The organism is Polaromonas sp., assembly GCF_030682935.1.
Taxonomy (GTDB): domain Bacteria; phylum Pseudomonadota; class Gammaproteobacteria; order Burkholderiales; family Burkholderiaceae_C; genus Polaromonas.
Genome location: NZ_JAUXNA010000225.1, coordinates 1 through 12,930, shown reverse-complemented (window position 1 = coordinate 12,930; position 12,930 = coordinate 1). Strand labels below are relative to the sequence as shown.

At 64.6% G+C, this 12,930-nt stretch carries 10 protein-coding genes and 1 pseudogene; 4 read left to right on the top strand and 7 right to left on the bottom strand.

Annotation, left to right across the window (positions count from 1 at the left end; all coding sequences use genetic code 11):
* Window positions 1-33: 33 nt before the first annotated feature.
* The 4 genes from Q8K05_RS10185 (at window position 34) to Q8K05_RS10170 (ending at window position 3,768) form a co-directional block, all read left to right on the top strand.
* Window positions 34-720 (top strand): VOC family protein, encoded by a 687-nt coding sequence (locus Q8K05_RS10185; protein ID WP_305246520.1) that lies wholly within the window; start codon window positions 34-36, stop codon window positions 718-720.
* On the top strand, window positions 721-1,689 hold the full coding sequence (locus Q8K05_RS10180) for a threonine dehydratase (protein WP_305246506.1): 969 nt from the start codon (window positions 721-723) through the stop codon (window positions 1,687-1,689).
* 50 nt (window positions 1,690-1,739) lie between these two features.
* Complete coding sequence (locus tag Q8K05_RS10175) at window positions 1,740-2,546, top strand: histidine phosphatase family protein (protein ID WP_305246505.1); 807 nt, start codon at window positions 1,740-1,742, stop codon at window positions 2,544-2,546.
* 61 nt (window positions 2,547-2,607) lie between these two features.
* On the top strand, window positions 2,608-3,768 hold the full coding sequence (locus Q8K05_RS10170) for a hypothetical protein (RefSeq protein ID WP_305246504.1): 1,161 nt from the start codon (window positions 2,608-2,610) through the stop codon (window positions 3,766-3,768).
* A 103-nt stretch (window positions 3,769-3,871) separates the two neighbouring features.
* Here Q8K05_RS10170 and Q8K05_RS10165 read toward each other — a convergent pair whose 3' ends face one another.
* The 7 genes and pseudogenes from Q8K05_RS10165 to Q8K05_RS10135 form a co-directional block, all read right to left on the bottom strand.
* On the bottom strand, window positions 3,872-5,215 hold the full coding sequence (locus tag Q8K05_RS10165; protein ID WP_305246503.1) for a sorbosone dehydrogenase family protein: 1,344 nt from the start codon (window positions 5,213-5,215) through the stop codon (window positions 3,872-3,874).
* A 137-nt stretch (window positions 5,216-5,352) separates the two neighbouring features.
* The gene (locus tag Q8K05_RS10160; protein WP_305246502.1) at window positions 5,353-5,811 is read right to left on the bottom strand and encodes an Lrp/AsnC family transcriptional regulator; all 459 of its coding nucleotides are present in this window, start codon (window positions 5,809-5,811) and stop codon (window positions 5,353-5,355) included.
* 197 nt (window positions 5,812-6,008) lie between these two features.
* Window positions 6,009-6,860 (bottom strand): creatininase family protein, encoded by an 852-nt coding sequence (locus tag Q8K05_RS10155; protein ID WP_305246501.1) that lies wholly within the window; start codon window positions 6,858-6,860, stop codon window positions 6,009-6,011.
* A 142-nt stretch (window positions 6,861-7,002) separates the two neighbouring features.
* Window positions 7,003-9,210 carry a response regulator gene (locus Q8K05_RS10150; RefSeq protein WP_305246500.1) on the bottom strand — a complete coding sequence of 736 codons (2,208 nt, stop codon included), beginning with the start codon at window positions 9,208-9,210 and terminating at the stop codon, window positions 7,003-7,005.
* 13 nt (window positions 9,211-9,223) lie between these two features.
* Complete coding sequence (gene cheB, locus Q8K05_RS10145) at window positions 9,224-10,273, bottom strand: chemotaxis-specific protein-glutamate methyltransferase CheB (RefSeq protein WP_305246499.1); 1,050 nt, start codon at window positions 10,271-10,273, stop codon at window positions 9,224-9,226.
* Window positions 10,274-10,295: 22 nt separating this feature from the next.
* The gene (locus tag Q8K05_RS10140; RefSeq protein ID WP_305246498.1) at window positions 10,296-12,590 is read right to left on the bottom strand and encodes a hybrid sensor histidine kinase/response regulator; all 2,295 of its coding nucleotides are present in this window, start codon (window positions 12,588-12,590) and stop codon (window positions 10,296-10,298) included.
* Between the two features lie 33 nt (window positions 12,591-12,623).
* Window positions 12,624-12,930 (bottom strand): annotated as a pseudogene (locus Q8K05_RS10135) (chemotaxis protein); the annotation flags it as partial.

Sequence of the window (12,930 nt, the reverse complement as noted above, 5' to 3'; positions counted from 1 at the left end):
ACCGTGAGCACCCTGCAAACCGCCCCTGCACCGCTGACCGCCCAGGTCGACCACATGGTGGTGGCTGCGGCCAGCTTGGCCGAGGGCGTGCAGTGGTGCGAGCGCGTGCTGGGCGTCACGCCCGGGCCGGGCGGCGAGCATGCACTGATGGGCACGCACAACCGTCTCATCACGGTCGCAACCCCCACCTTTGCGCAGGCTTACCTCGAAATAATTGCCATTCATTCAGGAGCCCCTTGCGCTCGCCCCGTGGGCACCAAGCGCTGGTTTGACCTGGACGACCCGGACATGCACCTCAGACTGCAGCAGCGCGGACCGCAGCTGGTGCATTTTGTCGCCCGCACCGCGCGGGCGCAGGCCGGCGTGCGCGCCCTGGCCCGGCTGGGACTGGACCGGGGCGAGGTGCTGCAGGCCTCGCGCATGACCGCGCAGGGCCTGCTGGACTGGCAAATCACGGTGCGGGAAGACGGCCAGCGGCTGTTCTTTGGTGCGCTGCCCACGCTGATCCAGTGGGGCGAGGTCCATCCGGCCGACAGCATGGCGCCCTCGGGCATCACGCTGCAGTCGCTGCAGGCGCATCACCCCCGGCCCGACGCGCTGCGCGCCTGCTACGAAGCCCTGGGGCTGACGGGTATTGAGGTCACGCCAGGCCCACCCAATCTTGTTGCCACACTGCAAACACCGCGCGGCCTGGTCACGCTGGAATCCAGAGGAATCTAAATGCACGCCAGCTTGCCGAACCTGCCCGCCATTGAAGACGCAGCCCGCGTGGTCTACCGCGAATTCCAGGCCACGCCGCAATACCGCTGGGGCCTGTCCAGCCAGCGGCTGGGCACTGATTGCTGGATCAAGCACGAGAACCACACTCCGGTCGGCGCGTTCAAGATTCGCGGCGGACTGACCTATTTTGATGCCCTGAAGAAAAGCGGCTCGCTGCCGCCAGAGGTCATCAGCGCCACGCGCGGCAACCACGGCCAGAGCATCGGCTGGGCGGCGCGCGCGCACGCTGTTCCCTGCACCATCGTGGTTCCGCACGGCAACGCGCTGGAAAAAAATGCCGCCATGCGCGCGCTGGGCGTGACGCTGATTGAACACGGCGAAGATTTTCAGGAAAGCCGCGAATTCGCCGCGCAACTGGCCGTCCAGCGCGGTGCGCACATGGTGCCGAGCTTTCACGCTGACCTGCTGCGCGGCGTGGCAACGTACTGGTGGGAGTTCATGCTGGCGGTGCCGCAGCTTGACGTGGTGTATGTGCCGATTGGCCAGGGCTCGGGCGCCTGCGCCGCCATTGCCGCCAAGCTGGCCTTGAAGCGCACGCTGCGGATTGTGGGCGTTGTGAGCGCCCATGCCACCACCTACGCCGATTCGCTAGCCGCCGGGCAGGTGGTGGAAGCACCAGTGACTACGCAGTTGGCCGACGGCATGGCCTGCCGCATTGCCGACCCGGCTGCGCTGGCCATCTTGCTGCCGCACCTGGATCGCATCGTGCAGGTCACCGACGACGAGGTTGCCCAGGCCATGCGCGACCTGTATGCCGACACGCACAACGTGGCCGAAGGCGCGGGCGCGGCGAGCTTTGCGGCCGCCATGAAAGAGCGTGCCCAACTCACCGGGCAGGTGGTGGGCACCACGCTGTGCGGCGGCAATGTGGACAGTGCCACCCTGGCAAAGGTACTGGCGGCAAATTAACCGTCCCCGGTGCGACTGGAAACCGGCCAGACTGTCGCCACAATTTACGCATGGGAACACTTTATTTGGTACGCCACGGCCAGGCTTCGTTTGGCGCTGATGACTACGACTTGCTCAGCCCGCTGGGGCAGCAGCAGGCCGTGCGCCTGGGGGAATACTTCAAATACAAGGGCCTGACGTTTGAGGCCGCGCTGACCGGCACCCTGACGCGGCAGCGCCAGACCCTGGCGGGCATCTGCCAGGGCATGGGCGTGGCGTTTGACAGCGAACGCCTGGCCGGAGCCAGCACCGCAGAAACTGCAAAGAGCGCAGGGGAACCCGAACGCAGCGCCGGGCCGCCCCAAGCAAGTTCAGCCCCCTCGGGGGGCAGCGAAGCACACGAAGTGGCAAGCGTGGGGGCACATCTCCTGTGGCCTGGGCTTAACGAATACGACAGCGAAGCCGTGATCAGCGCCATCCACCCCTACCCGCTCAAAAAACCAGATACCCCGGAGCTCTACAGGCACCACTTCAGGCTGCTCAAAGACGGCCTGGCACAGTGGATGGCCGGCGTGGTCAGCCCCCGGGGCATGCCCCGCTACACCGAGTTTGCAGCCGGCGTTGCCGGTGCGCTGGAGCACATCCGCAGCAGTTATGACGGCAATGTGCTGCTGGTATCGAGCGGTGGACCGATCGCCACGGCCGTGGGCCAGGTGATGGGCAGCAGCCCCGAGGCGACGATTGAGCTGAACATGCGCATCCGCAACAGCTCGGTCACCGAATTTGCCTTCAGCCCCAAGCGCCACCGGCTGGTGACCTACAACACGCTGCCGCACCTCGATGCGCCCGAATACGCCAGCTGGGTGACCTACGCCTGAACCCGCACCCGTAGTTTCCCTGTCTTGCCCGATCCGCTGCAAGCAAAGATACTCTTCGGCAATGACTGCCGTTCACACCTCAAGCCACCGCACTGGCGGCATTCGCCTGCGCACCCCGTCCACCGATGCGCTGGCGGCGGCCAGCCGCAGCTTTCTGACGCAACTGGCGCAACTCGGCCTGCAGCACGACGTTGACACCGCAGACGGCCCGCCTTCGCTGCAGGACGGCGTCGAAATAAGCTTTCACCTGCGTGCCGAACTGGCTGAAAAGTGGGCCCCGGGTCTGGACACGGCGGGGTTGACAAGTCCAAGTCGGCCGCAGCCCGACCAACCCCACGCCAACGCCAATGCGCTGGACCGCGAAATCCTGCTGGCCATGCTGCTCAGCCCGGTGGGGTTTGAGTTTGCCGGCCATGCCGAACTGGCGTCCGCCGTGCGCATACGCCGCAACCTGGTGGTCGCCGCGCGCCAGACAGCGCTGGCTTTTCACACCACCGAGGTCGACCGGCCCGAAGACTGCTGGCGCTATGACGAAGACAGCGGGTTTACCGTGCGGCCGGGCCACGCCCTGATTGCTTCCCTGCAAAAAGCCACCCAACCCGACACGTCGGGCAAGCGGTATTCGTTTTCCTGCTACCGCGCCACCGAGTATGTGATTTTGCTGGCCATTGCGCAGGAGCTTGAATTCTGCAACCCGGCCCTGCTGGACGGGCTGCAGCAACAGTGGGAGCGCCGCGCCATCGCCTCGGGCCAGTTCCACGACGTGTTCCTGCGCGAATACGGCTCCATGCAGGCCCCGCTGCCGCCCCGCTATTACGTGCCGGGTGACCGCCTGTGGTTTCGCAACCCCGACGCGCATTCGTCCGACGTTTCGGGCTACGAAGGCTCCTGGGTGTTTTATCTGGGCGGCGGCCTGTTCACCAATTTCTGGAAGCGGGAGCAGCCCTACACGCTGACCGCCAAATGCCTGGAACTGTTCCACTGGCGCCACGCGACCTACCGGGATGCGGCCGGCGAGCTGCGGATCGACGAAGGCATCGTGGAAGAACGCGTCAAGGCGTCGATGGCCGATCCGGCCCAGGTGGCGCAGATTCTGGAGCTGATGCTGCGCCTGCGCGAGCCCCGGGGGGTTTACCAGTCGGGCGGCTGCATCGACACCTCCCGCGAGTACCCGCGCGGGGTCTGCCCGGGCAGCGCCGACCTGGTGCTGCCCGCCGCCTGAACCACTATTAATTTAATAGCTATTCATGCCCACTATATATGGGCTAAAGGCATTTTTCGTCAATAAATTACGAAGTCTGGGCGCGCGGCGCTCCGGGTCGCACCTACTGCGCGGGCGCGCGGCTCACGCGCCAGACCGCATTGCCGACATCGTCGGCCACCAGCAGCGCGCCGCGCTGGTCCATGGCCACACCCACCGGCCGGCCATAGGCATGGCCCTCGGCGCTTAAAAATCCGGTCAGTACATCGACCGGAAGGCCGGCCGGCTGGCCCTTGACGAACGGCACGAACACCACCTTGTAGCCACTGTGCGGCACGCGGTTCCAGGAACCATGCTCACCCACAAACGCGCCACTGGCCAGCGCGGGCAGCAGCGCCTGGCCTTCGGAAAAGGCCAGCCCCAAGGGCGCAACATGCGAACCGAGCGCATAGTCGGGTGAGACGGCGCTGGCCACCAGATCGGGCCGCGGCGGTTTGACGCGCAGGTCCACGTTCTGGCCGTAATAGCTGTAGGGCCAGCCGTAAAAAGCACCGTCTTTCACAGAGGTCAGGTAGTCGGGTACCAGGTCGCTGCCGATCTCGTCGCGTTCGTTGACGACCGTCCACAGCGCCCCGCTGCCGGGCGCCCAGCCCATGCCGTTGGGGTTGCGCAGGCCGGAGGCAAACACGCGGTGGCCGCCGGTTTTGGGATCGACCGCCCAGATGGCCGCCCGGCCGGCTTCGGCCTCCAGGCCGCGTTCACCTACATTGCTGTTGGACCCCACCGTCACATACAGCGTGCCGCCGTCGGGGCTGGCGATCAGGTTTTTGGTCCAGTGGTGGTTGATCGGGCCGGCCGGCAGGTCCACCACCTTGAAGGGCGGCGCAGCAATGCTGGTTTGCCCTGTTTCATACGGGAAACGGACGACCGCATCGGTATTGGCCACGTACAAGTCCTGGCCCACCAGCGCCATGCCGAAGGGCGAATTCAGGTTTTGCAAAAAAACGGTACGGGTTTCGGCCTGGCCGTCGCCATCAGCGTCGCGCAGCAAGGTGATGCGGTTGGCCGAGGGCACGCCGGCGCCGGCCCGGTCCATCACCCATTTCATGACCATGCCCTTGATGCCCTTGCCGTCTTCGGGCTTGGCGGGCGCGTTGCTTTCGGCGACCAGCACGTCGCCGTTAGGCAGCACATACACCCAGCGCGGATGGTCCAGGCCAGAGGCCAGCGCGGTGACCATGAGCCCGGCCCGGGGCACCGGTTTCACGCCTTCGGGCCAGCCCTTGGCCGGCGCGATGTTGACCGTGGGAATCAGCCGGTTTTGGGGTGGGGGCAGCGTCGGGTTGGCGCCCATGCCGGCCTCGGGCGGCAGCAGGGCCATGTCGCCGCAGGCGGTCAGCGCGCCCAGCAGACCCAGGCCAAGGGTGCGAGCACGCCCCCCTTTGAGAATAGAAATCCGTGATTGCATGACAAGCCTCCAGAATGTTTGGTGCGTGGCGGTCCCGCAGCCACACAGAACCTCAAGGTAACTATGCGCTTTTGGCCGCAGCGTGCCTGTCAGTCAGCCCCGCAGCGACTTGTCAGGGTTTGGCCATGGCAAAAAACTCAGTCCGGCAACAGCGGCAAGTCGGCCTTTTTAAGCGTGCGCAGCACAAAGCTGGACTTGCTGTGGCGTATGCCTTTGATCTTGTAAAGCCGCTCGCGCAACAGGCGCTCGTAATCCTTGGTGTCATGCACGGCAATGCGCAGCAGGTAGTCGTATTCGCCCGACACCAGCCAGGCCTCGATCACCTCGGGAATGGCCGCCAGCGTTTCGCCAAATTTCTCCAGCGTGTTGTCGGAGTGGCTGTCGAGCGTGACCTGCACCATCACGGTGTCGCGCAGGCCCAGCGCCTGCGCATTGAGCCGCACGGTGTAGCCCTCGATCACGCCGGCTTCTTCCATTTTCTTGATCCGGCCCCAGCACGGCGAAGGGCTCAGGCCCACCGCCTGGCCGATGTCGTGCAGGCTGGTGCGCGAGTCGGCCTGCAGGACTTGAAGAATTTTCCGGTCAAATACATCCATTCGGGTAATTTATCTGTTTTTTATCAAACAACAGAATATTCAGCTGAATTTTCCAAGTAACGCGAAAAAACAAGAAGACTATTCGGCGCACCGTGACCGATACTTGTCTGACACCGCCGCCGGGTTTACCCGCCAGACGCGCAGTACAAACCCCCAAGCGGCTTACCCGCCGCTTGGGGGGTTGGTTTTTGAAGGCCTTAAAACGCCGTGGTGTTGCGCAAGGTGTCGGCCGGCAACTGGTCGATCTCGGCCAGCACCCGGGCCAGGCTGCGGCCTGCGGCGCCCAGTAGCGCATGGCCTTTTCCCGCCGTGGCCGCCGCCGCGTTGCCGACCGCGCCCTGCGCGTTGTAGTCCTGCATTTGCCAGGCCAGCTTGGCACTGCGGCCGTCGCCCAGGAGGCGGAATTTCTCCGCCCTGTCCTGCGAGGTCGAGTGAAAATCCTGCGCCTTCGCCATATCGACCTGCTCGGGCCTGAGCGCCAACATCATCGAAGTTTCGATCTCGCCGGCATGAATGCCGAAGCGGTGTTCATGCGCACTGAACAGGCTAGAGACCGGCTCGCCGTTTTCACCCACCAGCGGCAGGTTGAACCAGTTCACGCTGTACACCAGCATGCCCAGTCGCGCCCGCAAGTCACGCGCCACCACATCGAGCAGCCCCACCTGGCCGCCGTGCGAATTGAGCAGCACGAGTTTTTTAACGCCGCTGGCCGCCACCGACTCGGCCATCTCGGTCCAGATCCGGATGATGGTTTCGGCTTTCAGCGTGAGCGTGCCCGCAAAGCGCGTGTGCTCGGGGCTGAAGCCGACCGCCTGCGTGGGCAAAAACAGCGCCGGAAAGTCTGCAGGCAAATGCGGCAGCGCGGCTGCGATGACGCCCTCGACCAGCGTGGTGTCGACATTGAGCGGCAGGTGCGGGCCGTGCTGCTCAATCGCGGCCACCGGCAGCACCGCGATGCTGCGTGCCAGGTCAAGGCGGGCGAAGTCTGGGCTTTTCAGGTCGGCCCAGAAGCGGGGCAAGGCGGCTTGAGTAGACGTTGCGGGATTCATAGGCGTATTTTGCGGGTATTTCGGCGGGCGGCTGAAAAGATCCGGCTTAAATAGCCGCCGCCTGATCCCGCTAATGCTTCCGGCTATCGATCAGTTTCTTACGGCTGGCGGGAAGTCCCTGTCAAAGGCTTAGGTCTCTGCGTTACCAATTCGACCGTCCTAAAGTGAAATAGAACGTGGCACCTTCGTTCAATTTGCTTTCAGCCCAGACGCGGCCCCCGTGACGTTCAATGATGCGCTTGACGGTAGCCAGCCCGACGCCAGTTCCAGAGAAATCCTCATGCGAATGAAGGCGTTGGAAGGTGCCAAAAAGTTTGCCAGAGAAAGCCATGTCAAACCCGGCACCATTGTCTTTGACGAAAAAGATGGTGTCGCCATCGGCCCCCAACTCGCTGCCGACATCAATCCGTGCTGGCACCTGCCCGGCAGTGAATTTCCACGCGTTGCCCAGCAAGTTATGAAGGACCGCCGACAGCAAGCGGGGATCGCCGTGCGCGTTCAGACCCTCCTGAATGTGCACCTGCACCTGGCGTTCTGGTTCCCGCTCCCTGCACGCCTGTTCTACCTGTTTGGAGATTGCCGAAAAATCGACATTCTCCAACTTGATCTGTTCGCGGGATAGTTGAGCCAGAGACAGCAAGCCCTCAATCAGCTCGCCCATCTGCTTGGCCCCAGCACGGATTCTATTCAGGTAGTGCGCGCCCTTTTCGCTGACATTATTTCCATCGACTTTCGCCAGCAGCTGGCTGAATCCGTCAATGGTGCTTAACGGCGTGCGCAGGTCGTGTGACACTGAATACGAAAAAGCCTCCAACTCCTGGTTGGCCGCCTGCAGCTGCGCCGTGCGTTGCCGCACACGCCCTTCAAGTTCCGCATTGAGGTGCAAAATTTCTTCCTGCGCCTGCTTGCGTTCGGTGACATCGCGGGTGATCGCCAGCATTTGTCGGCGGCCATCCCGTGGCTCGGGAAGCGGCACGGCGTGGGTGTCCAGCCAGCGGTGCGCCCCTTTCAAACCGACCATCTCAAATTCGAAGACCGCGCTCCTTCCGTCCAGCACGCTTGCTTCGAAGGCGCGATAAGCTTCACGCTGTGACGGAACCACAAGCTCGACGATCTTGACGCCCAGAACCTGCTCAAGGCTGTCCGCCTCGATCATGGCGAGCCCTGCGACATTCATCTGCACGAGCCGCCCCTCCGTATCCACGATCTTCACGCACTCCGGTTCCGCCTCGATGATGGTGCGCAAACGCGCCTCGCTTGCGCGCAGCGCCGCGGTCCGCTCCTCCACCAGGCGCTCCAGATTCTCGTGCAGATGCGCCCGCTCCAGCGCCACCGCCACCTGGTGACCCACGCTGTACAGGACTTTCAGTTGATCCTCATCGAACAGTCCTTTTTCCGGCCCGACAAGATTCATCACGCCCAGTGTCCGGTCGCCGAGCCACAAGGGAACGCTGGCGTGGTAGCGCAGTCCGCGCGTGTCGTCTGTTGCCTTCCCGAGGCGTTCGCATTCCAGGATGTTGGTGACATGGTCGAGCTCGCCTGAGATGAGGCGGCGGCGGCAGGCGCAGTCGCCGTCCATGGCGCCGGGCGCATCGAGTGCCGGCGGCAGGTTGCGCGCGGCGGCCAGCCGGAAGCCGGACTCGCCTTCCCGCAGGGAAATCCAGCCGGCCTGGATGCCGGGCAGCTCCAGCGCCCGCTCCAGAGCCATTTCCACCACCGCCCGTTCACCGCCCGCCTGATTGAGGCCTTCCGCGATGCGGTACAGGCCATTGAGCACTTCGTTGGAATGCGTCAGCTCCTTTTCCCGCTGCTTGAGCTCGCTGCTGATCTCGACCGCCTGTTCGTAGGTCGAGATCAGCAGGTCCAGTATCTGCTGCCGCTCGGAACTGATGAAATGTCTCTGACCTCCCAGGCTGATCTCCACGCCCATCTGCATGTTCTGGTTCTTGCGCAGCTCGAGGTTCATCAGCAGGTAATCAATGCGCGCCAGCAGGTAGCGCTCGTCGTACGGCTTGCGCAGGAAATTGTCCGCGCCGCACTCCAGCCCGCGGATCACGTCCTGCGCATCCGAGAGCGTGGTCACCAGCATGACCGGGATGTCCTTCAGCTTCTTGTCGGCCTTGATCGCCTTGCACAAGCCGTAGCCGTCGAGTTCCGGCATCACGATGTCGCTGATCTCCAGGCTGGGCTTGCGCCGCTCAAGCAAGGCGAGCGCCTCGCGGCCGTTGGCGGCAACCGTCACCAAGTAGCCGCGCTGTTCGAGCAGGTGTGCCAATTGCGCCGCCTGGGTCGGACTGTCCTCGGCAATGAGAATCTCCACCTTGCCGTTGGTTGTCTGCTTGGTTTTCATGGACCGCTCCTTCTTACTTTTTGTTGTTCGCCAAACTTGTCAATACAGTGGCAATTTTTTCCGGCTGCAGTATGAGCGTCGCCGCATCGAGCTTGATCGCAGCCCCCGGCATGCCGTGCACGACCGAGCTGTCCTTGTCCTGGGCGAAGGTCGTCGCGCCCCTGTCCCGCAGAAGCTTCAACTCCTCGGCGCCGTCGCGCCCCATGCCGGTGAGCAGGCCGGCTACGGCATCGCGCCCATAGACTTCGACCACCGAACGCAGCAGATAGGAAACCGAGGGACGCAAGCCGTTCTCGGGTTCGTCTTTCGTCAGGACGATTTTTCCGCTCCGCCCCACCCGCATCTGAAATTCATCGGGGGCCACATACACATGGCCCGCACGGATAGGCTCATCGTGCGTGGCGAGATGCACGGGCAAGCTGGACGTTTGCGCCAGCCACTGGACGAACCCCTGCGTGAAACCGGCCGCCATGTGCTGCACAATCAGTACCGGCACCGGAAAATCCTGCGGCAGCGCCGCAAGAATGGTTTGCAGCACCGGCGGGCCGCCGGTCGAGGCGCCGATGGCGATGACCTTGACTTTCGCCTCGACCTGCGCGCGATGTGCTTGCGCCGGACGCGCCAGTTCCGGCTGGCGCCCCGCCCTGGGCCAGCGCTTGATCACCTTGACCTCGGACATCAGCTTCACGGTCTGGACCAGCTCGCCGGCGCTGGCTTCGTGGTCCGGATGACCGATGCCCGCCGGCCGGCGCAGCACGGCCACAGCGCCCGCCTCCATGGCGCGAAACATCGTCGCGACCTCCAGCGGATCCGTGCTCCCGCTGACAATGACAATGGGCGTGGGGTGCGTTTCCATGATCCGGCGCGTGGCCTCCAATCCGTCCAGCTTGGGCATATGGAGGTCCATCGTGATGACGTCGGGCCGTTGGCGCGCCACGGCCTCGATCGCCTGCTCGCCATCATTCGCCGTCCCGATGACTTGAATGCGGGGATCCGCGCCGAGAATGTGAACGAGAAACTCGCGCACCACGGGTGAATCTTCCACCACCAGGACTTTGATCATCGGCATATCCGCATGTGCGCGCTCATATCAGCCTCCGGACAATTTCCAGCAGGTTGCTCTGGTCGAAGCTGCTCTTGACGATGTAGGCATTGGCGCCGGCGTCGATGCCGCGCTCGCGGTGCTCGCGCGACTCCAGCGCCGTCACCAGCACGACTGGCAGCTGCGCAAGCCGCTTGTCCGAGCGCAGCTTGGCCGTGAGATCGAAGCCGTCCATGCGCGGCATTTCCACGTCCGACACGACCAGATCGAACGCCCCGGCCTTGAGCGCGGTGTAGGCGTCGACGCCGTCGACTGCGGTGGTGACGCTGTAGCCCGCCGATTCCAGGATGTTCTTGATCAGCGCCCGCGAGGTGATCGAATCCTCGGCGACCAGGATAGCCCGCTTCGCTGCCGGTGCGAGCGGCTCGCCGGCGACGCTCACGAGCGGGCTTGCCGCCGACCGCATGGCCGATTGCATCAGATCGGGCACATTCAGGACCGGCACCACCTGGCCCGTCCCCAGGACGCTGGCGCCGGCGAGGTTGCGCACGCGCTTGAGTTGCCGCCCGAGCCCCTTGACCAGCACCTCCTGCTCCGCCAGCACCGCATCCACCCGGAATGCGATGCGACCGGCGCCCAAGCCGAGCACCACCACCTGCGCATGGTCCGCGGGCTCTCCCGGCGCGCGCGCAATTTCCAGCACGTCGGCCAAATGGGCCAGCGACAGCGCCTGCCCGTCGAGCGCGATCGTTTCGCGGTTCTCCACCGTCCGGATATCCTTCGCCGCCACCAGCGCCACCCGCTCCACGCTGACGGCCGGAATGATGAATATCTGATCGCCGGCGCGAACCAGTACCCCCCTGAACGTGGCCAGCGTCAGCGGCAGCACGATGCAAAAGCTCGTCCCCCGGTCTGGCTGCGTCTCCAGGGCGATGGTGCCGCCCAGCTGCTCGACCCGCTCGCGCACGATGGCGAGCCCCAGTCCCCGCCCGGAAAGGTCGGTGACGATGGGGCTGGTGGAGACACCGGACTGGAACACGAGCGCCAGCGCCTCGCGTTCGTTCAATTTCTCCAGTTCCTCCGCGGACATCATCCCAAGCTTGCCCGCCGCAGCCTTGACCTTCGCCACGTCGATGCCCGTCCCGTCGTCGGCGACCAGGATTTCGACTTTGTTGCCGTCCTTGTGCGCGACGGCGATGGTGAGCGTCGCGTGCGCCGGCTTGCCTTTGTGCCCGCGCGCCGCCGGCGGCTCCACGCCGTGATCGACGCAGTTGCGGAACAGATGGTTGAGCGGGTCTTTGATCTGTTCCAGAATCCGCCGGTCGATCTCGATCTCGTCCCCGCGAATCACCAGTTCCACCTGCTTGCCCTGATCGCGCGCGAGCTCGCGCGCCAAGCCGGGGAAGGCTTCGAGCAGCGACGAGAACGGCAGCATGTGCATCTCCTTCACGTCGTGCAGGAGGCCGTCCACCATGGCGCTCAAGGCGCGATGATCGTGCGCGGCGGACCTTTCCAGCTTCGCCAGCCGGTCCTCCAGCAGCTTCATTAGCGGTGGTTCTGCATCCAGATACTCGAGCAGCTTCGTCAGTTCCCGCTGCGCCACGGCGGTGCCGTTTGTTTTTTTCGCCTGCCCGAATGAGCGTTCCACCGCCCGCATCGCGGGCCGAACTTTGGCGAGTTCCTTTTTCCAGACGACCAGCGTGGTCCCGAGCTCCCGCAGTTCGCGCCCCCGCTCACCCGCTGCCAGCCGCGGCGCCAGCAGTTCCTCCGTCTGCCGCATCACCGCATCGAGCTTCGCGGTACGCACCCGTATCGTCCCGGCGCCACGGCTGGAAGTCTGCAGCCCCGCAGCCGGGTCGGCGCTCGCGCCCGGTTCGGCCGGCACGGCGGAAGGCGGGGGAGACGCGTCCTGCACCCCAGGGGGCGCGCCTTGCAATGCAGCCTCGAGCCGGCGCACCAGCGCCGCAACCGCCTGCTTCTGGGGCCCCGCCTTGGCCTGACCGGCGGAATCAAGGAGTCCGCGCAGCGCCTCCAGCGTCTGATGCAGCAGATCGAAAAGCGCCAGCGTGGCGGCAACGCGGTTGTTCTTCAGTCCGGCGAACACGCTCTCCAGCGCATGGCACACCGATTCCATTGCCGAAAGATTCACCGCGCGGGCCGCACCCTTGAGGCTGTGCGCTTCCCGGTAGATTCGCTCGACGCTTTCCGACCGCTGTTCGCCCGCCGGCATTTTTTCGAGCGCCACCAGTCCCGAGGACATCGCCTGGATGTGCTCGTCCGCCTCGATGCGGAAGGTCGCGAGGAGTTTTTTCAGGAAATCGTCGTTGTTTGTGGCCATGGCTTTGCGCTGCGGTGCTCTGGTCCCTGGTGATCAGGCTTTGCTGCCGATCATGGAACCCAGCTTCTGTCCCAGCTCGTGCAGGCTGTGCGCGGCGGTCTCGGCCTGCCGGGTGCCCGCGACGTTTTGCATGCTCGCTTGCTTGATGTTCTCCATCGCCAGCGCCACCTGGTCCATGCCCACCATCTGCTGCTGGCTTGAGGCGGCGATCTGCGTCGCCGCCTGCGCCGCCTCGCTCACGCTCTCGGCCAGCAGCCGGATCGATTCGCCCGCTTCGCCGGACTGCTTCAAGCCCGCCTCCACCGCCTTCGCCCCCTGCTCGGTGGCCATCACCGCGGCG

What these genes read in the sequence shown, in the direction of transcription:
- Q8K05_RS10180 (WP_305246506.1), top strand. Translation starts at nt 721, where the DNA reads ATGCACGCCAGCTTGCCGAACCTGCCCGCCATTGAAGACGCAGCCCGC.
- Q8K05_RS10175 (WP_305246505.1), top strand. Translation starts at nt 1,740, where the DNA reads ATGGGAACACTTTATTTGGTACGCCACGGCCAGGCTTCGTTTGGCGCT.
- Q8K05_RS10170 (WP_305246504.1), top strand. Translation starts at nt 2,608, where the DNA reads ATGACTGCCGTTCACACCTCAAGCCACCGCACTGGCGGCATTCGCCTG.
- Q8K05_RS10165 (WP_305246503.1), bottom strand. Translation starts at nt 5,215, where the DNA reads ATGCAATCACGGATTTCTATTCTCAAAGGGGGGCGTGCTCGCACCCTT.
- Q8K05_RS10160 (WP_305246502.1), bottom strand. Translation starts at nt 5,811, where the DNA reads ATGGATGTATTTGACCGGAAAATTCTTCAAGTCCTGCAGGCCGACTCG.
- Q8K05_RS10155 (WP_305246501.1), bottom strand. Translation starts at nt 6,860, where the DNA reads ATGAATCCCGCAACGTCTACTCAAGCCGCCTTGCCCCGCTTCTGGGCC.
- Q8K05_RS10150 (WP_305246500.1), bottom strand. Translation starts at nt 9,210, where the DNA reads ATGAAAACCAAGCAGACAACCAACGGCAAGGTGGAGATTCTCATTGCC.
- cheB (WP_305246499.1), bottom strand. Translation starts at nt 10,273, where the DNA reads ATGATCAAAGTCCTGGTGGTGGAAGATTCACCCGTGGTGCGCGAGTTT.
- Q8K05_RS10140 (WP_305246498.1), bottom strand. Translation starts at nt 12,590, where the DNA reads ATGGCCACAAACAACGACGATTTCCTGAAAAAACTCCTCGCGACCTTC.